Origin of the sequence: Saccharomonospora glauca K62, from assembly GCF_000243395.2 — a bacterium.
GTDB classification, from domain to species: Bacteria; Actinomycetota; Actinomycetes; order Mycobacteriales; family Pseudonocardiaceae; genus Saccharomonospora; species Saccharomonospora glauca.
In genome coordinates this window covers 4,400,183-4,418,438 of the sequence record NZ_CM001484.1, presented here as the reverse complement: position 1 = coordinate 4,418,438, position 18,256 = coordinate 4,400,183, and the positions used below count along the sequence as shown (strand labels likewise).

Annotated in this window: 18 protein-coding genes; 9 read left to right on the top strand and 9 right to left on the bottom strand. The window is 68.5% G+C overall.

What is annotated here, in order from left to right; all coding sequences use genetic code 11:
- Positions 1-65: 65 nt before the first annotated feature.
- Complete coding sequence (locus SACGLDRAFT_RS20720; RefSeq protein WP_005466978.1) at positions 66-557, bottom strand: helix-turn-helix domain-containing protein; 492 nt, start codon at positions 555-557, stop codon at positions 66-68.
- Between the two features lie 457 nt (positions 558-1,014).
- Between SACGLDRAFT_RS20720 and SACGLDRAFT_RS20715 the strand changes: the two genes are divergently transcribed.
- From SACGLDRAFT_RS20715 to SACGLDRAFT_RS20705, 3 genes are all read left to right on the top strand, one after another.
- Positions 1,015-2,250, top strand: a complete 1,236-nt coding sequence (locus SACGLDRAFT_RS20715; RefSeq protein ID WP_005466977.1) for an oxygenase MpaB family protein — start codon at positions 1,015-1,017, stop codon at positions 2,248-2,250.
- 34 nt (positions 2,251-2,284) lie between these two features.
- Positions 2,285-2,866, top strand: a complete 582-nt coding sequence (dcd, locus tag SACGLDRAFT_RS20710; RefSeq protein ID WP_005466976.1) for a dCTP deaminase — start codon at positions 2,285-2,287, stop codon at positions 2,864-2,866.
- Between the two features lie 83 nt (positions 2,867-2,949).
- Positions 2,950-3,717: a CAP domain-containing protein gene (locus SACGLDRAFT_RS20705; RefSeq protein WP_051036229.1), complete on the top strand. Its 768-nt coding sequence runs from the start codon at positions 2,950-2,952 to the stop codon at positions 3,715-3,717.
- Here SACGLDRAFT_RS20705 and SACGLDRAFT_RS20700 read toward each other — a convergent pair.
- The 4 genes from SACGLDRAFT_RS20700 to SACGLDRAFT_RS20685 form a co-directional block, all read right to left on the bottom strand.
- Positions 3,711-5,342 (bottom strand): acyl-CoA dehydrogenase family protein, encoded by a 1,632-nt coding sequence (locus tag SACGLDRAFT_RS20700; protein WP_005466974.1) that lies wholly within the window; start codon positions 5,340-5,342, stop codon positions 3,711-3,713. The genes SACGLDRAFT_RS20705 and SACGLDRAFT_RS20700 overlap by 7 nt on opposite strands.
- Positions 5,326-5,931: a TetR/AcrR family transcriptional regulator gene (locus SACGLDRAFT_RS20695; protein ID WP_005466972.1), complete on the bottom strand. Its 606-nt coding sequence runs from the start codon at positions 5,929-5,931 to the stop codon at positions 5,326-5,328. The genes SACGLDRAFT_RS20700 and SACGLDRAFT_RS20695 overlap by 17 nt, the downstream gene beginning before the upstream one ends.
- Before the next feature lie 147 nt (positions 5,932-6,078).
- Positions 6,079-6,627: a DUF742 domain-containing protein gene (locus tag SACGLDRAFT_RS20690; RefSeq protein ID WP_005466971.1), complete on the bottom strand. Its 549-nt coding sequence runs from the start codon at positions 6,625-6,627 to the stop codon at positions 6,079-6,081.
- A gap of 118 nt (positions 6,628-6,745) precedes the next feature.
- Positions 6,746-9,031, bottom strand: coding sequence for a (Fe-S)-binding protein (locus tag SACGLDRAFT_RS20685; RefSeq protein WP_005466970.1), 2,286 nt, complete (start codon positions 9,029-9,031; stop codon positions 6,746-6,748).
- A 146-nt stretch (positions 9,032-9,177) separates the two neighbouring features.
- Here SACGLDRAFT_RS20685 and SACGLDRAFT_RS20680 point away from each other — a divergent pair, with 146 nt between their 5' ends.
- Both SACGLDRAFT_RS20680 and SACGLDRAFT_RS20675 read left to right on the top strand, forming a co-directional pair.
- On the top strand, positions 9,178-9,504 hold the full coding sequence (locus tag SACGLDRAFT_RS20680; RefSeq protein WP_005466969.1) for a DMT family transporter: 327 nt from the start codon (positions 9,178-9,180) through the stop codon (positions 9,502-9,504).
- A complete protein-coding gene (locus tag SACGLDRAFT_RS20675) occupies positions 9,501-10,061 on the top strand; it encodes a TetR/AcrR family transcriptional regulator (RefSeq protein ID WP_005466968.1) in 561 nt (186 codons plus the stop codon). The genes SACGLDRAFT_RS20680 and SACGLDRAFT_RS20675 overlap by 4 nt, the downstream gene beginning before the upstream one ends.
- On the opposite strand, the gene SACGLDRAFT_RS20670 is transcribed toward SACGLDRAFT_RS20675, so the two are convergent.
- The 3 genes from SACGLDRAFT_RS20670 to SACGLDRAFT_RS20660 form a co-directional block, all read right to left on the bottom strand.
- Positions 10,048-10,854, bottom strand: coding sequence for an IclR family transcriptional regulator (locus tag SACGLDRAFT_RS20670; RefSeq protein ID WP_005466967.1), 807 nt, complete (start codon positions 10,852-10,854; stop codon positions 10,048-10,050). The two genes, SACGLDRAFT_RS20675 and SACGLDRAFT_RS20670, sit on opposite strands and share 14 nt — an antisense overlap.
- A 141-nt stretch (positions 10,855-10,995) precedes the next feature.
- Entirely contained in the window at positions 10,996-11,550 is a 555-nt protein-coding gene (locus tag SACGLDRAFT_RS20665; RefSeq protein ID WP_005466965.1) for a hypothetical protein, read from the bottom strand.
- A gap of 104 nt (positions 11,551-11,654) precedes the next feature.
- Complete coding sequence (locus SACGLDRAFT_RS20660) at positions 11,655-12,203, bottom strand: YbhB/YbcL family Raf kinase inhibitor-like protein (RefSeq protein ID WP_005466964.1); 549 nt, start codon at positions 12,201-12,203, stop codon at positions 11,655-11,657.
- Positions 12,204-12,584: 381 nt separating this feature from the next.
- Here SACGLDRAFT_RS20660 and dnaK point away from each other — a divergent pair, with 381 nt between their 5' ends.
- The 4 genes from dnaK to SACGLDRAFT_RS20640 are packed head-to-tail and all read left to right on the top strand — an operon-like array spanning position 12,585 to position 16,865.
- On the top strand, positions 12,585-14,450 hold the full coding sequence (gene dnaK, locus SACGLDRAFT_RS20655; RefSeq protein WP_005466962.1) for a molecular chaperone DnaK: 1,866 nt from the start codon (positions 12,585-12,587) through the stop codon (positions 14,448-14,450).
- Positions 14,447-15,220 carry a nucleotide exchange factor GrpE gene (gene grpE, locus SACGLDRAFT_RS20650; RefSeq protein ID WP_005466961.1) on the top strand — a complete coding sequence of 258 codons (774 nt, stop codon included), beginning with the start codon at positions 14,447-14,449 and terminating at the stop codon, positions 15,218-15,220. Before dnaK ends, grpE begins: the two co-directional genes overlap by 4 nt.
- A gap of 27 nt (positions 15,221-15,247) precedes the next feature.
- Complete coding sequence (dnaJ, locus tag SACGLDRAFT_RS20645; RefSeq protein WP_005466960.1) at positions 15,248-16,414, top strand: molecular chaperone DnaJ; 1,167 nt, start codon at positions 15,248-15,250, stop codon at positions 16,412-16,414.
- A gap of 7 nt (positions 16,415-16,421) precedes the next feature.
- On the top strand, positions 16,422-16,865 hold the full coding sequence (locus SACGLDRAFT_RS20640) for a heat shock protein transcriptional repressor HspR (RefSeq protein ID WP_005466959.1): 444 nt from the start codon (positions 16,422-16,424) through the stop codon (positions 16,863-16,865).
- A 10-nt stretch (positions 16,866-16,875) separates the two neighbouring features.
- Here SACGLDRAFT_RS20640 and SACGLDRAFT_RS20635 read toward each other — a convergent pair whose 3' ends face one another.
- A complete protein-coding gene (locus SACGLDRAFT_RS20635; RefSeq protein ID WP_005466958.1) occupies positions 16,876-18,057 on the bottom strand; it encodes an FAD-binding oxidoreductase in 1,182 nt (393 codons plus the stop codon).
- Between the last annotated feature and the right edge of the window lie 199 nt (positions 18,058-18,256).

Below are 18,256 nucleotides of genomic sequence, written 5' to 3'. Positions count from 1 at the left end.
CTGTTTCGGGGGAGCTGCATAATGCGAGGTGAGCGAGTTGGGACGCTCGCCCGTCTCACATTTTGTTATCTGGTCGATATGAACCCAGTCATCCGGTCGGATGTACCGTCGTGGGCTGACTCGCGGGCCATCTCATCGAGAGCAGCCTCGCGTTCGTGGCGCACCCGCTCGTCGTATTCGAGTACGTCGCGCAGGTAGATGCGCCGATGGCGACCCACCTTGTGATACTCGATCTCGCCACGCTCGAGCAGCTTGACCAGGGTGGGACGCGAGATGTGAAGAAGGTCGGCGGCTTCCTGGGTGGTCAATACTGCGTTCGACGGCTGGATCACTACTGCGAGGCCGTTGTTCAGGTCATCGACCACCTGGAGAAGAAGCTGATAAAGCTCTTCCGGTAGCTCCACTTGCCCGCCGTCGGGCCCGACCAGCCGGGCAACGCGAGTCAGGGGTCGGTCGACTGTCCGCGCGTGCAGCACATCAGCCAGGCGCTCCAGCTCCTCGCGAAGCTCGGACTCATCTGGTGGTAAGACGGTGCGCTGATCAAGAGTGGTGGACATGGCCTTCTCCCCCGGGAGACGTAGGTGTCCGCCGCAGCGGCTGTGTGGTGTCGTCTGTTCCGGCACCACTTCATTAGGCTAATCGAAATATCCGAAACATGCTGCATTTGTCAGAACTTGTGACCGTAGCGAGACACTGGTGCATCATCGCAACATGTAGTGCCCTGCGAGGATTTTATATCTACATGTTGGGTTTGCTGGCTCGCCTGGGGTTGCGCCGGAGGTGGGGTGAGTCGCAAATCACCCGTTGCGGTGGGCGCCAGCTGCCCCAGTCAGGTGGCCAGAGGAGCGGTGTGCGAGCCCCGAGCGGGTGTCCGTGGCGCTGCAGCTCGCGGTCGTTGGCTGGAACGGCACGTGTCGGTCGTTGATCTGCTTCCGCAGATCAACGCCTCGTAGTGGTTGGGGATGGTTTGATCGCCCTTGACCTTTCGAACGCAAAGTGACAACACTCGTTGTCATGAAGGCCGACGAGCGGCTGCCGGAGCCGGAGCTGTTGCGTGAGGGCGGTTTCCGCATCGCCGCCCGGTTGTTCGCACGCGGCGACATCCGAAGCACCGAACGGCAACGGCGCCGGCTGCGCGAATTCGCCCAGCGGGAAGACCCGCTCGCCGACGCGGTGGTCGAGATGACGCGGGCGATGCCACGGGGCCGTGGGCGCGCGCTGTTCGACGAGGCGGCCGAGCGGGGCATCGACAGCCTCGACGACCCACCACGTGAGCTCGTCGACTTCTTCCGTCGTGTCGAGGCCACGCCGTACTGGGTCGACCAGCGCAGACTCGAACGGGGCGCTCGCGCCATCGTGCGCACCGGGGTGCTGAGCCTCTTCCCGTTGGGTGACATGGCGTTGATGGGCGGCTACCTGGCCTCGCGCGCCACGAAGCCGCTCGTCGGCACGGGCGAGATCGAGCACGCCGCCAGCCGCAGGCTGATCGAGACGACCCGTTGGTGGCTCGACGTCACCACGCCCGGCGCGCTGCGAATCGGCGGCGTGGGGTATGCCTCCGCACTGCGAGTCCGGCTCGTGCACGCGTACGTCCGGGCGGCGATGAACCGCCGGGAGGACTGGGACTACTCCTCGTGGGACCGGCCGATCAACCAGGTGCAGACGGCGGGCACGCTGCTGCTCTTCTCGCTGGTGTACGTCGTGGGCATGCAGGCGCTCGGGGTGCGTTATTCCGAGTCGGAGCGCGCCGACATCATCCACCTCTGGCGCTACGTCGGATGGTTGATGGGAGTCGACGACGAGCTGCTTCCCGCCACCGAGGACGACGCCTGGCGGTTGTGGTGGCTGCTGATGGTCACGGAGTTCGGGCCCGACGAGGACTCGCGGCGGCTCGCGGCGGCGTTGTTGCGTTCCTACGCCGAGATCGGTGGACGGGGGCCGCTGGGCAAGGTGTGGGGTGAGTTGGCCGTCCGGCTCCACGGCTCCATCAGTCGGCTCGTGTTGGGCAAGACCAATTCCGACTTCCTCGGGCTTCCGGACGACCCGCTGGCGCAGGCGGGCGTGCTGCTGGCCGCGGCGGGCAACTTCGCCGCCGAGACCGTGCGGCGGTGCGTGCCGGGGGCGACGTTGGTGCAGGAACGTCTCGGAGCGTTGGTGCGGGAGCGGTACGCCGAACGGCTCGCGCGGCTCCTCGATCACGATCGCACCTACGCCAGGCACATGCGGACCTCCGTCGAACCCGCCGCCTGACGCCTCCGGCTCGCCTCCCGGTTAGGGTGAAGCGGTGCTGTTGAGTGACCGTGAGCTTCGCAAGGCGCTGGAGTCGGGACGGCTCGGGGTCGACCCGTTCGACCCGGCGATGGTGCAGCCGTCGAGTATCGACGTGCGGCTCGACCGTTTCTTCCGAGTCTTCGACAACAGCAAGTACACCCACATCGACCCGAAGCTGCGTCAGGACGAGCTGACGTCGTTGGTGGAGAAGGACGGCGACGACCCGTTCGTGCTGCACCCCGGCGAGTTCGTGCTGGCCTCGACGTTCGAGCTGTTCACGTTGCCCGACGACCTCGCGGGACGGCTGGAGGGCAAGTCGTCGTTGGGGCGGCTGGGGCTGCTGACCCACTCGACGGCCGGGTTCATCGACCCCGGGTTCAGCGGTCACATCACGCTGGAGCTGTCGAACGTCGCCAACCTGCCCATCACGTTGTGGCCGGGGATGAAGATCGGGCAGTTGTGCTTGTTCCAGCTCACGAGCGCGGCCGAACACCCCTACGGTTCGCCGGAGGCCGGGTCCCGGTACCAGGGCCAACGCGGTCCCACGCCCAGTCGCGCGTACCTGAACTTCGACCGGGTCGACACTCGCCGCTGAGGCTGCACGGCGGGGCCGCGCGGGGCGGATGACGAATAAATCACGGTTTGATAAATCGCTCGTTAGTGGTAACTTCTCGCCCCGTGTCTGCGCCAACCTCGCGAATCCGGTCGCTATTGGTGACAGCCAGTGTGCTCGTTGGGGTGGCTGTTGCCGCCGGTGTTCACCTGCTCTGGTTAGAGCCGGGTGATTCCGAGAACACTTCGTTGGCTCTCGACCGCGGGCCCTCCCCGGCCCGAGAGGTCAAGGCGGCGGACGTGGCGCCCTCCACTTCCGACTCGACCACCACCGGCGTCTCGTCGACCGAGGCGTCCGCACTCACGACCACCACCGAGACGACGGCCTCCACCTCCGAGACCGAGGAGGAGCCGGAGTCGGCTCGACCCACGTCGTCGTCCTCCGAGTCCGTCGCCACGACCACGACGGACTCGGGTCCCGAGGACGCGACGCCCATGGTGTCCCGCGACGGCACGCAAGACTCCGGCGACCCGCAGCAGCAGGTCGTCGAGCTGGTCAACGCCGAACGCGCCGAGGCGGGCTGCGCGCCCGTGCGTGTCGACGATCGTTTGGTCGCCTCGGCACAGTCGCACAGCGACGACATGGCGGCCGGCCGCTACCTGTCTCACACCTCGCGGGACGGCAGGTCGTTCGACCAGCGGATCGAGGACGCCGGTTACCCGGCTCCGGCCGCCGAGAACATCGCCATGGGAATGTCCACAGCGGACGCCGTGATGCAGGCGTGGATGGACTCCGAGGGCCATCGACGCAACATTCTGAACTGCGACATCACCGCTATCGGCGTGGGCGTGAACTCCGACGGTTGGTACTGGACCCAGAACTTCGGTTACTGACCGACCCCGGCGCGCTCCACGATCGCCGCGACGTCGACTCCACGGGGCAGCGTCCCGAACGCCACTCCCCAGTCGCCACCGAGGCGGGAAGCGCAGAACGCGTCCGCGACGGCTTTGTCGCCGTGTCGGACCAGCAGCGAGCCCTGCAACACGAGCGTGAGACGTTCCACCAGGCGTCGCGCGCGGAACTCGGCCTCGTCCTGCTCGCCGAGGTCGCGGCGCACCGCCGTGATCGCCGCGTCCAGGCGGGAGTCCGCTCCCTTGGCCAGGTCGACCTCGGCGAGGAACGCCTCCACGGACTCGGGTTGCCTGGTCATCGCGCGGAGGGTGTCGAGCGCGGCGACGTTGCCGGAGCCCTCCCAGATGGACGACAGCGGCGACTCCCGGAACAACCTCGGCATACCGGATTCCTCGACGTAGCCGTTGCCGCCGAGACATTCGAGCGCCTCGGCCGCGTGCGTGGGGCAGCGCTTGCACACCCAGTACTTCGACACCGGCAGCGCCAGCCTGCGGAACGCGGCTTCCCGCTCGTCGCCGGCGAGGGCGCGATCGTTCGCTCCGGCCAGGCGCAGGGCCAGCGTGGTGGCCGCCTCGGCCTCCACGGCCAGATCGGCGAGCACGTTGGTCATCAGCGGCTGTCGGGCGAGCGGGGCGCCGAAGGCCGACCGGTGCCGGGCGTGGTGCACTGCCCGCACGGTGCCGTAGCGCATGGCCGCGGCGCTCCCGGTGACGCAGTCCAGCCGCGTGTTGTTGACCATCTCGATGATCGTGCGGACTCCCCGGCCCTCCTCGCCGACGAGCCAGCCCACGGCGCCGTTGTACTCGATCTCGGCCGATGCGTTCGAGCGGTTGCCCAACTTGTCCTTGAGCCGTTGCAGGTGGATGGCGTTGCGGGTGCCGTCGGGCAGCACACGGGGCAGTAGGAAGCAAGACAGTCCGCCCGGTGCTTGCGCAAGGGTGAGGAACACGTCGGACATGGGGGCCGAGGTGAACCACTTGTGCCCCGTGACGACGTAGCTGCCGTCCCCGTTGGGCACGGCGCGGGTGGTGTTGGATCGGACGTCCGAGCCACCTTGCTTCTCGGTCATGGACATGCCCGCGATCAACCCGCGCTTGGTGGTGGGGACCCGGAGCCCGAAGTCGTAGTGCGGCGCGGCCAGCAGCGGCTCGTACTCGGCGGCCAGCTCGGCGTTGTGGCGCAGGGCGGGCACGGCCGAGTACGTCATCGAGATGGGGCACGTGTGTCCGGGCTCGACCTGGCTCCAGACGTAGAACTTCGCGGTGCGCGCGACGTGTGCTCCGGGGCGGTCCTGCCGCCAGGGAGCCGCGTGCAGCCCGTGCTCCACCGCGACGGTCATGAGGTCGTGCCAGTGGGGGTGGAACTCCACCTCGTCGATCCGCCTGCCCACCCGGTCGTGCGTGCGGAGTACGGGCGGGTACTCGTTGGCGAGCCTGCCCCATTCCTGTGCTCGCTCGGTACCGGCGAGAGCGCCGAGCTCCCGGACCTCCCGCTCGGCCCAGTCCGCGCCTTCCCGGCGCAGGCCCTCCAGCAGGGCGGGGTCGTCGGACACGTCGTAGTCGACCAGCGCAGGGACCTGGTTGGTGACCTCATGGGTGGGTGGCATCGCGGGCTCCTAACGCGCGGAGGGTGAAGGTGCACAAGTGCTCGACGGCCTCGGCGTCGCCGGAGGTGAGGGGGCCGATGAGCACTTCGGCCGTGGCGCCGACCAGCGCGGCGGCCGTTTCGGACGCGTCCTGCGGGGGAAGCTCCCCCGAATCGACACCGTCGTCGACACAACGTGCGATGACGTCGCGAAACGCCTGCCGGAACACCAGACGGCGCTGCTCCACGAGAGCGTCGACGGGTTCGGCCAGCAGGGCGTAGGCCAGGCGGGGAACCCGCAACGCGCGGTGGGCGAAGGTCCGTACGACGGCCAGTACGCGGTCGGCCGCGCCGTCCCGCGATTCGGCGGCTCGTTCGACGGCTCGGACCTCGCGGGTGACGACGTGGGTGAACAGCTCCGCCACGAGCTCGGCCTTGCCGGGGAAATGGCGATAGACGGTGCCGGTACCGACACCCGCCCGCTCGGCCACCGCCGCCATCGAGCATCCGGCGTAGCCGCGTTCGGACAGCAGCTCCACGGCGGCATCGACGATCACACGGCGAGTCGCGTCGAGCCTTGCCTGCACGGCGGGGGTGCGTCGGTACACCACGGAAGAAGTGAACCACTGATTCCGTTCTTCAGGCAAGGGACGGAATCGGCTCGACTCCGCTCGGGACGACCGCGAGAGCGCGGGTCGGCGAACCGGTGTCGCTCGTCGAGCGGAGATGGTCCGGACCGTGTCGGGAGCGATCCGGCGTCAGAGGCGCTGCAGGCCGGCCAGGACCCGGTCCAAAAGAGCGCGGTCGGGCCTGCCGCCCGGATTCGCCGGTGCGGTGTGCACTCTGAGGAACCCCGTGTCGGCGAGGTCGGTGATCAGCACGCGGGCGACTCCGAGGGGCACCGAGAGGTTCGCGGCGATCTCCGCCACCGACACCGGCGTGGTGCACAGCTGCCCGAGTTTGCGGTACTCCGAGCCCGGTCTGTGCCGATGCCACTGGGCGTTCGGCTCGGACGAGACGAGAGTCTCCACGGCGAGGTCCGAGCGTGCCCTGGTACGGCCCTTGGTGAGCACGTACGGCCGGGCTCGGAGCCCGCCGTCCGAGGGGGTGTCCTCCTCGGTGAACGCGTCCCGCGTCGACATCACCACACGCTCCGGGCGTGGGCGTCGTAGTCCGGTGGGTGGTCGCCACGCGGTTGTGGAGTCGTTCCCGGCCGGGAGATCGGCACCGAAGTCGACGTCGGCGACGTCGTCGAAGTCCGGGACTCGTTCGTACTCCGGCCTACCCGCACGATCCTCGCCTTGCATGTTGCTGCCTTGACCTCGCTTCGTTACTTATGCGCGAGGTGGCCATGCTAGCGCGACTTGGGGGCCGGAAGCGGGGTCGTGAAAGAATAATCGGAGATTTTTTCACGACCCCGCCGGGTCACTTGTCCTCGTCCGGCTGCACCGTGCCGGTGCCCACCTCGTCCGTGGGCAGGTCGGCCCGGCCGTCGGCCTCGGCCTCGCCGCCCGACGCGGAGACACCCGCCGGGACCGGCTGACCGCGCTTGACGGCGGACAGCAGCAGCTGCGCGACGTCGACCACCTCGACGCTCTCGGCGGCCTTGCCCTCGTTCTGGCGCGCGGTCACGCCGTCGGTGAGCATCACGCGGCAGAACGGGCAGCCGGTGGCGATCTTCGACGGCGCCGTGCCCAGGGCCTCGTCGACCCGCTCGACGTTGATGCGCTTGCCGATGCGCTCCTCCATCCACATGCGGGCACCCCCGGCGCCGCAGCACATGGACCGGTCGGCGTGCCTCGGCATCTCGCGCAGCGACGCACCCGACGCGCCGACGAGTTCACGCGGCGCCTCGTACACCTTGTTGTGCCTGCCCAGGTAGCACGGGTCGTGGTAGGTGACGTCCTGCGCGACCGGGGCCACCGGGACGAGCCGCTTTTCGCGCACGAGGCGGTTCAGCAGCTGGGTGTGGTGCACGACCTCGTAGGTGCCGCCCAGCTCGGGGTACTCGTTGGCGAGCGTGTTGAAGCAGTGCGCGCAGGTGACGACGATCTTGCGCTTACTCGGCTCGACGCCTTCGAACACCGAGTTCAGCACCTCGACGTTCTGCTGGGCGAGCATCTGGAACACGAACTCGTTACCCGCCCGGCGGGCCGGGTCACCGGTGCAGGTCTCCTCGGGGCCGAGCACCGTGTACTTGACACCCGCGATGTGCAGCAGTTCGGCCACGGCACGCGTCGTCTTCTTGGCGCGGTCCTCGAAAGCGCCGGCGCAGCCGACCCAGAACAGGTATTCGGCGTCGCCCAGCTCGCCGTCGAAGACGGGCACCTCGAAGTCGAGGTCCTCGGTCCAGGCCAGGCGGTCGCGGGCGTTCTGGCCCCACGGGTTGCCCTTGTTCTCCAGGTTCTTGAACATCCCGTTCAACTCGCTCGGGAAGTTCGACTCGATCATCACCTGGTAGCGGCGCATGTCGACGATGTGGTCGACGTGCTCGATGTCCACGGGGCACTGCTCGACGCACGCACCGCAGGTGGTGCAGGACCACAACACGTCGGGGTCGATCACGCCACCGTCGTCGCCGGTGCCCACGAGCGGGCGCTCGGCCTCGGCCAGCGCCAGCACGTCGATGCCCTCGTACGGGTTGGCCCCGGTGAGGCCGATCTCCTCGCCCGTGACGTCCTTCTTGCCGCCAGCCAGCAGGTACGGGGCCTTGGCGTAGGCGTGGTCGCGCAGCTGCGTGATGACCAGCTTCGGCGACAGCGGCTTACCGGTGTTCCAGGCCGGGCACTGCGACTGGCAACGACCGCACTCGGTGCAGGTGGAGAAGTCCAGCCAGCCCTTCCACGTGAAGTCCTCGATCCGACCCGCGCCGAAGACGTCCTTCTCGGGGTCGGCCTCCTCGAAGTCGAGCGGCTTGCCGTCGCTCATCATCGGCTTCAGCGCGCCGAGCGCGACCCCGCCGTCGGCCTCGCGCTTGAAGTAGATGTTGAAGAAGGCGCTGAAGCGGTGCCAGGCCACGCCCATCGTGAGGGTGCGACCGACGACCAGCAGCCAGATCATGCCCGACAGCAGCTTGATCAGGGCCATCACGGACACGGCCGCGGTGCTGGTGGGCAGCAGCTCGGCGAACGGCTTGGTGACGAAGCTCGTCCACAGGGCCGGGTCCTCGATGCCGCTGGCGATCTTGAAGGCCTTGACGCCGAGGATGCCGAGACCCTCGATGATCACCACGGCCTCGACGAAGTACGCCTGCTTGAAGTTCGACCCGGCGAAGCGTGACTGTCGGTCGGCGCGGCGAGGGTGGTTGAGCTGGCGGATGATCGCCAGCGCGATACCGCCGAGCACGGTGCCGAGACCCAGTACTTCGAGCAGCAGCTGCCACGGGCCCCAGTGGCCGATGATCGGCCAGGCGAAGTGCGGGACGAAGACCTCGCCGTAGGCCTCGAACAGGGCCAGTGAGCCCAGCAGGAAGCCCCACATGACGAGCCAGTGCCACGGGCCGACGTGGCGGAACTTGTTCATGCGGGTGTGAGCCGCGAACTCCTTGATCAGGTTGCGCATGCGCGGGCCGAACGGGCCGTTGCGGGTGGAGTCCGGCTGGCCGAGTCGGATGATGCGGATCTGGCGTAGCACGCCGGAGACGAACACTGACCAGGCGACGACGCTGACGAGAACGCCGATCACGCCCATCGTGATCTGCAGTGCACCCATGTTCGGGGCCTTTCGGTTCGAAGCTTCGCGGTGGGTCGGGAAGATGCGTTGTACTGATGAGTAACCTATCGCCCTTCACTCAGTCCCGCTGATGTGGCGCACAACTCGCAATATATTGGGACGTTCGTTCAGGTATTTTAACAGTCATGAGTCCCTATGTCCTGTTGGCAGCGGCCATCGCCGCGGAGGTCACCGGCACGATCTCGTTGAAGTACGCCGACGGCTTCACGAAGTTGGTGCCCTCCACCGTGGTCGTCGTCGCCTACGGGACGGCGTTCTATCTGCTGGCTCGGGTCCTCAAGGCGGGAATGCCGGTCGGCGTCGTCTACGCCATCTGGTCGGCCGTCGGGGTTGCCCTCGTGGCGCTGATCGGAGCCCTGTTCCTCGGGGAACGGCTGAATCTCACGATGATCTTCGGGCTCGTGCTCGTCATCGGGGGCGTCGTGTTGCTGGAGCTGGGAGGTGGCGAGTGAGACAACGCGTCGACGGTCGCAAGGCCCGTGGCGAGAAGCGTCGCAAGGAGATCATCGAGGCGACGCTTCGCGTGATCGAGCGCGACGGGGTCGCGGGCGTCACCCACCGCACGGTGGCCAAGGAGGCGGGGGTGCCCACCACGTCGACGACCTACCACTTCGCGTCGCTCGACGATCTGCTGATCGCCACGCTGATCAGCTGCGCCAGGGACATGGCCACCGAGGTCTACTGGATGATCGACCGAGCGCGCTCGCGGGGCAGTCGGGGCGCCGAGGAGGTCGCCAACCTGCTCGCCGAGGCCCTGGGACCCCGGAGGGGGCGCACGATGGCCGAGTACGAGCTCTATCTGCTGGCGGCCCGGCGCCCGGAGCTGCGGCCCGCCGCGCGCCGGTGGCTCGACGTGCTGACCTCGATGGTCCGCCACGACGACGAGGTGGCGTTCCGGGTGTTCCTCGCCGGTATCGACGGGCTGCTGATCCAGGGACTGATCGACGACGAGCCGCCCACGGCCGAGGAGCTGCGGCCCGTGGTCGACTATCTGCTCAAACCGCGTTGACGCTCGGCGGGGCCTCGTCGGCGGAACGGGCGAGGGCTCGGGCGATGCGCGCGGCGCCGTCGGCGACGAAGTGCTCCAACTGGCTCTTCCGGGCCGCGTACTCGCGAAGCGGCACGGAGAAGGCCACCGCGCCCCTGACGCGGTCGTCGGGACCCCGGACCGGGGCGGACACACAGGCGAGCTCGGGTTGGAACTCCTCGACGTCCCTGGCCAGGCCCGACCTTTTGACCTCGTCGAGTTCGAGGCTCAACTCGTCGAGTCGCACCCGTGTGCGCTCGGTGAGCCTGGGCATGCCGGCCCCCGCGAGATAGTCGCGGCGCTGTTTCGGGGTCAGCGTCGACAGCAGTACCTTGCCGAACGCCGTGGCATGGGCAGCCTCGTGGAAACCGAAGTCCAGCGGGCGGGCTCGGGGATAGCGGGCGGAGTCGGCGACCGCGGCCACGACCACGTCGGTGTCGCGCAACACCGTGTAGTAGGCGGCGGCCCGCGCCCGCTTGTGCAGCAGGGACAGCTCCTCCCGCACCACGTCGTCGACGCCCAGCTCCCCGCACAGCCGCTGGTACAGCGTGCCCACCTGGTACCCGAGACCGAATCCGCGGCCGTGGCCGAGGCGTACCAGGTAACCGTCGTGGACGAGGGTGTTGAGCAGGTGGTACGTCGTCGAGAGGGTGAAGCCCGCTCTACGGGCGACGGCCTTGGCCGAGACACCGTCGCCCTCGGAGGCGACGATCTCCAGGACGCGCAGGGCGCGCCTGGCCGAGCCGATCAGCCCACGCGGCGCAGAGCTGCTCACCGACTCACCTCCGGCTGGGAAGGGCGCTCGCTCGGGCGTTCAGCATACGGACTCCGGAGGCGAGGATCGGACGAATTGATCACGAATACGCTTCTCCGGCGCCAGGTAGGGGGCCGAGAGCGGTCGTGGACCGTGCCGCGCTCAGTGCGTGGCGGGCTCCAGGCAGCCGTACTCGGCCGCGGCGCCTTTCGGTTCGGCTTCCAGACGATCGGGCCGGATCGTGCCGACCACACATGTCGCGTCGCCGACGTGTACGCCGAACACGGCACCTTTCGGGGGGTCGGCGGTGTCGGCCAGCGGCGCGCGCAGCGCTTCCGTGGTGATCGACTCGGGGGGAAAACCCGCGTTCTCGATCGCCGAGGCGACCTTCTCGGGGGCGAACTCACCTTTCCCGCGCAGCGGCGCGAGCGCGCCCCGGATTCGCTCGGCGGCCTCCTCGGCGGCGGCTCGGTCGGCGGGGGACAGTTCCGCGCGTTGCCGCCAGCCCCGATTCTCCGCTTGCCGCGGTGCGCCTTCGGGAGCGACTTCCCGTGCCGTTCCACTGGGCGGGGCCGACGGGGCCGCGGACGAAGTGAGGCCGGGACCGTCCCGGTCCCCGAGGTCGGTGGCCCGTTCTCCAGCGCCGCAGCCGAACAGCGCCGTAGCCGCGCAGATCACGCAGACGGCCGACGTGAGACGCGGTATCCCGATGCGCATGCGCCGACTATGCCAACGAGCGGAGCCGAAGTGAGTGTCTTTCGAGGTTTTCCCCGCCGAGCGCCGCGCGTCGGCGTCGGCGGGGAAAACCGGTCCTCGACCGCTCAGCCCTCGTTTTCGTAGATCGGGGTGAGCGTGGCGCGGGCGAGGGTGTGCCCGAACATGTTGAAGCCGAGGAACGCCGGAGTGGCGTCCTCGGGCACGTCCAGCGACTCCACGTCGAGCGCGTGCACCGCGAAGATGTAGCGGTGGGGGCCGTGTCCCGGAGGCGGAGCCGCTCCGACGTACTGGCGGGCGCCGCTGTCGCCCTTCAGCGTGCGGGCTCCCGCGGGCAGGCCGGAGCCCTGCTCGTCACCGGCACCGGACTTGAGTTCGGTGACCGTCGCGGGGATGTTGAAGACCGCCCAGTGCCAGAACCCGCTTCCCGTGGGCGCGTCGGGGTCGAAGCAGGTCACCGCGAAGCTCTTCGTGCCCTCGGGGAAGCCTTCCCATGCCAGGTGGGGCGAACGGTCCTCACCGCCCGCGCCCATCTTGCCGCTGCGGTGCGGCACGGGCAGGGTCTCGCCGTCGGCCACGTCGTCGCTGCGCAGGGTGAACGAGGGGACGGGTGGTAAGGCGTCGTACGGGTTCGGAGCCGAGCCGGCTCGGGTCATACGGTCCTCCAGTTCTCGAAGCGATATGGGCTGGGACCAGGCTAGTGACTCGTGGTAGGGGCATTCCGGGGTAAGGCCGGGGTTTTCCCCCGATGTTTCCGGGCGTCGTCGCGCCTACCGTCGAAGTCGGGCCGGGTTCCGGCACTGTCGATCCTTCCGGCGGCGGCCCGACCACGCGAGGCGTCGGAATTTCCGGGTGCGGGAACATCGAGCACGGGTCTGTCGTTGGGACAGGCAGGAACCTTGAGTGCGGGGCACTCAACTCCGGATTGACTACGCAGACCTCGTCCGGATAAAACTTGAGTGAGCCCCACTCAAGTTTGCTGATGAGCAGCTTGCTCATGCAGCCCCAGGCAGCATTAAGCAGGAGGGAAAGACACCATGGCGCGCACGGTCGGCATCGACCTGGGTACGACCAACTCGGTCGTCGCGGTCCTCGAGGGTGGTGAGCCGACGGTCATCGCCAACTCCGAGGGCGCTCGCACCACCCCGTCCATCGTGGCCTTCGCCAAGAACGGCGAGGTACTCACGGGCCAACCCGCCAAGAACCAGGCCGTCACCAACGTCGACCGCACCATCCGCTCGGTGAAGCGGCACATGGGCACCGACTGGAAGATCGAGATCGACGGCAAGCACTACACGCCGCAGGAGATCAGCGCGCGCGTGCTGATGAAGTTGAAGCGGGACGCGGAGGCGTACCTGGGTGAGGAGGTCACCGACGCCGTCATCACCGTTCCCGCGTACTTCGAGGACGCGCAGCGCCAGGCCACCAAGGAGGCCGGCCAGATCGCGGGTCTCAACGTGCTGCGGATCGTCAACGAGCCCACGGCCGCCGCGCTCGCCTATGGTCTCGACAAGGGCGACAAGGAGCAGACCATCCTGGTCTTCGACCTCGGTGGCGGTACGTTCGACGTGTCCCTGCTGGAGATCGCCGAGGGCGTCGTCGAGGTGCGGGCCACCAGCGGTGACAACCACCTCGGTGGTGACGACTGGGACCAGCGCATCGTGGACTGGTTGGTCGACAAGTTCAAGGCCGCGCACGGCATCGACCTGACCAAGGACCGGATGGCGCTCCAGCGCATCAAGGAAGCCGCCGAGAAGGCCAAGATCGAGCTGTCCAGCTCCACCACGGCCAACATCAACCTGCCGTACATCACGGTGGACGCGGACAAGAACCCGCTGTTCCTCGACGAGACCCTGACGCGGGCCGAGTTCCAGCGCATCACGGCCGACCTGCTGGAGCGCACCAAGGCTCCGTTCCACAGCGTGGTGCGTGACGCCGGCATCTCCGTGGCCGACATCGACCACGTCGTGCTGGTGGGTGGCTCCACGCGTATGCCTGCCGTCTCCGAGCTCGTCAAGGAGCTGACCGGCGGCAAGGAGCCCAACAAGGGCGTGAACCCGGACGAGGTCGTCGCTCTCGGCGCCTCGCTGCAGGCCGGTGTGCTCAAGGGCGAGGTGAAGGACGTCCTGCTGCTCGACGTCACGCCGTTGTCCCTGGGTATCGAGACCAAGGGTGGTGTGTTCACCAAGCTCATCGAGCGCAACACCACCATCCCGACCAAGCGCTCGGAGATCTTCTCCACGGCCGATGACAACCAGCCGTCGGTGCAGATCCAGGTCTTCCAGGGTGAGCGTGAGATCGCGGCTCACAACAAGAAGCTCGGCAGCTTCGAGCTGACCGGCATCCCGCCCGCACCGCGTGGCGTGCCGCAGATCGAGGTCACCTTCGACATCGACGCCAACGGCATCGTGCACGTGACCGCCAAGGACCTCGGCACGGGCAAGGAGCAGAGCATCAAGATCACCGGTGGCTCCGCCCTGCCTCAGGAGGACATCGAGCGGATGATCAAGGATGCCGAGGCCCACGCCGAGGAGGACCGCAGGCGGCGTGAGGAGGCCGAGACCCGCAACCAGGCGGAGACGCTGGTCTACCAGACCGAGAAGTTCATCAAGGACAACGACGAGAAGCTGCCCGAGGACCTCAAGGGCAAGGTCAAGTCGGCGATCGACGAGGCCAACGAGGCCCTGAAGGGCACCGACACGGCCAAGATCAAGGAGGCCGTGGAGAAGCTGAACTCCGCTTCCCAGGAACTGGCCACCGCTCTGTACGCCAACACGGGCGCCCAGGCGGGCAGCGCGGGTGACGGTGCCGCCGGTGGCACGTCGTCCGACAGCTCCTCGGCCAAGGCCGACGACGTCGTTGACGCCGAGATCGTGGACGAGGACGACAAGGACAAGAAGTGACCGAGCGCCAGTCCGAACGAGCCGACGAACGGGAACAGGAGCCGGTGATCGTGCGGGACCGTCGAAAAATCGATCCCGAGACCGGTGAGCCGCGTGCCCGGGCCGGTGCCGAGGCTGTTACGGAGGAGGCTCAGGAGGTGCCCGCCGCGGAAGCCGCGCGGGCGGACACCCCCGAGCCCACCGCCGCCTCCGACGACGAGGCCACCGGCACCGAGGCGTCCGAAGCGCAGCGGGAGCTGGAGAAGCAGCTGGAGGAGCGCACCGCCGACCTGCAGCGTGTGCAGGCGGAGTACGCCAACTACCGCAGGCGCGTCGAGCGCGAGCGCGACGGTCTGGCGGAGAGCGGCAAGGCCGCTCTGGCAAGCGACCTGCTCCCGCTGCTCGACGACCTGGAGCGTGCCGAGGCCCACGGTGATCTCACGGGTGCGTTCAAGGCCGTGGCGGACAAGTTGGTCGGTGTGCTGGAGAAGGCCGGACTCGAACCCTTCGCCAAGGAGGGCGACGAGTTCGACCCGATGATCCACGAGGCCGTTCAGCACGACACCTCGCCCGATGTGGACGGTCCCACGGTGACCACCGTCCTGCGGCGCGGTTACCGGTTCGGTGACCGCGTGCTGCGAGCGGCTCTCGTGGGTGTCACCGACCACGAACCCGCGCCTGCGAACACCACGGGCGAGACCGAGGGTGAGAAGTCGGGTGACGAGGACAAGGCCGACGCGTCGGAGGGCGGCGAGGCGACGGCCGACAACTCTGATGAGAACGCGCGCTGACACGACGGCGAAGGGAGGGGACGCCTGATGAGCGCCAGGGAGTGGCTCGGTAAGGACTTCTACCGCGAATTGGGCGTCTCCCCCGATGCCTCGGCCGACGAGATCAAGAAGGCGTACCGCAAGCTCGCCAGGGAGAACCACCCGGACGCCAACCCCGGAAACGCCGAGGCGGAGAAGAAGTTCAAGGCCGTCTCCGAGGCCTACGGTGTGCTGTCGGACCCGGAGAAGCGCAAGGAGTACGACGAGGCCCGTAGGCTGTTCGGCTCCGGTGGGGCCGGCGGTTTCGGCTTCCCCGGCGGCGGCGCCGGTGGCGCCGGTGGAGTCAACCTCGGCGACATCTTCGGTTCGGCCGCGGGAGGCTTCGGCGGTCTCGGCGACATGCTCGGCAACCTGTTCGGCCGTCGAGGCGGTACCGCGACGGCGAGCCGAGGGCAGCGCGGGGCCGATGTTGAGACCGACGTCCGTATCGACTTCGTCGAGGCGGTACGGGGCGCCACACTGCCGTTGCGGTTGTCCAGTCCCGCGAAGTGCGGGACGTGCGGCGGCAACGGCGCACGGCCGGGTACGCAGCCGAGGACGTGTCCGGTCTGCGGTGGCGTCGGGCTGGTGAACCGCAGCCAGGGCGCCTTCGCGTTCTCCGAGCCGTGCCGTGAGTGCCGCGGTCGGGGCACGGTGATCGACGACCCGTGCCCCGAGTGCGGGGGCGAGGGAGTCAGCACCCGTACTCGAACGCTGACGGTGCGCGTGCCCGCCGGCGTGGACGACAACCAACGCATCCGACTGGCGGGCCAGGGTGAGCCGGGTCGTGGGGGAGCCCCGGCTGGGGACCTGTACGTGCGCGTGCACGTCAACCCGCACCCGCTGTTCGGGCGCTCGGGCAACGACTTGACCATCACGTTGCCGGTGGATTTCTCCGAACTCGCGTTGGGAGCGACCGTCACCGTGCCGACGTTGGACTCGAAGGTCACGGTGAGGATTCCGCCCGGCACCGCCAGCGGCCGAGTGTTGCGGGTGCGAGGCAAGGGCATCACCAAACGGGACGGCACGCAAGGCGACCTTCTCGTCACCTTGCAGGTCGTGGTGCCCTCCAAACTGGATGACCAGGCGGCGCGGGCCCTGCGAGACTATGCCGAGGCGGTCGCGAAGCACGACCCGCGGCCGGAGATCACCGCACTGTTGCGAGACAGGGAGTGAGGCTCCGATGTTCGGTTCCGGTCCATCCATCGGGTTGCCGCACGGGGCTGACGAGGACACGCCGGTCTTCGTCATCTCGGTGGCGGCGCAGTTGTCGGGGCTGCACGCCCAGACGCTTCGGTCGTACGACAGGCTGGGGCTGGTCAGTCCGGGCCGGGCGGCCGGAGGCGGACGTCGTTACTCCCTGCGCGACATCGCCCAACTCCGAGAGGTGCAGCGACTGTCGCAGGAGGAGGGCGTCAACCTCGCCGGGATCAAGCGCATCATCGAGCTGGAGAACGAGGTCGGCGAGTTGCGGCAGCGGGTCGCCGAGCTGACCGAGGAGCTCGCCGCTGCCTACGCGGCGGCGGAACAGGCCGCCGCCGCCGTGCACGCCTCCTACCGGAGGGAACTCGTTCCCGCCCGCAGGCAGAACGCGCTGGTGGTGTGGCGTCCCGGACAGCAGCCGTGAGGACGTCCGCTCACCCGGTGAGGAACGGGTCGTAGCAGATCTGACTCGGGTGTGTGCCCGCCCGCAGGAGCGCGGTCACGGTGGCCTCGATCATGGCGGGCGGGCCGGACACCAGGATGTCGTGGTCCTCCCACGGCCCCCAGCGGCTCACGGCCTCGGCCAAGGTGCCCTGCTCGACGTCCGGGGCGGAGGAGGCGTCCTCCACCACCGGCCACACGGTCAGCCAGGGGTTGCTGGTGGAGAACGAGTAGAGCTGGTCCAGCGCGTAGAGGTCGTCCCAGTGCCGGGCGCCGTAGAGCAGTGTGGTCCGGGGGTTCTCGACCCAGCGCCCCAGGTCGTCGAGGATCGCCTGGAGCGGTGCGATGCCCGTTCCGCCCGCGACCATGAGCACCGGCCGTCCCGACTCGCGATCGACACTCATGCGGCCCATCGGGGCGCCGAACGTCCACACGTCACCGGGCTGGGTGTGTCCCACGATGGCGCGTGAGACCCAGCCGCCCTCGACGGCACGCACGTGGAACTCCAACGAGCCGTCCGCCCTCGGGGCGTTGGCGGGCGAGAGCGCTCGCCACAGGCGGGGCCGTTGCGGAATCTCGACGCTGACGTACTGTCCCGCGCGGTACGGAAGGGGCTCTTCCAACTCGACCCGTACCAGCGCGAGGTCCCAACTGAGCCGGTGGTGTTCGGCCACGGTTCCCACCCAGTACGGCGGTTCGACGCCCTCGGCCTCGGCCGCCGCTTCCTGCATGGCCCTCGCCACGAGCGTGTAGGCCTCTGCCCAGGCCCGCTCCACCTCCGTGGTCCAGGCCGGACCCAGGCAGTGCTTGAGCGCGCCGAGCAACGCGGTGCCCGCGGCCTCGTAGTGCGCGGGCGCCAGCCCGAACTTGCGGTGGTCCCTGCCGAGCTGGCGTAGGACGGGCACCAGGTCGTCGGGTCGGTGCACGAGCCGTAGCAGGCGAAGCAGGGCTCGCACCACTCGCCCGTCCTCGGCCTGCATGCTCACGGGAAAGAAGTCCCTCGCGGACGGTGAGAGGTGGAACAGGAGCCGGTAGAACTCCTGTTCCACCTCCGCGCGGTAGGGCCGGACCAGTTGCCAGCTGCGCTCGATGTTCTCGACGAGGGTGGTCACGGCGGGGGGCGCTTCCCGAGGAAGGGCCAGTTGTGGAATGGGACTGATCCGGTCGTCTGTCATCAGTCCGCCTCACAGCGTCCGCGCCGAGCGCGAGTGGTACGCACTGCCACGCAACACACTGCTCCTTCTGTCGCACACGACGAGTTGCCGACAACAGTAAGTCTGCCGGAAGTCCCGTGACAGTCGGTGGACGGAAGACCCGGCACGGGTCGACCCCCTCGGGTGTCGTGGCCGGTGAGCCGGTGACACCTTCGGGGGC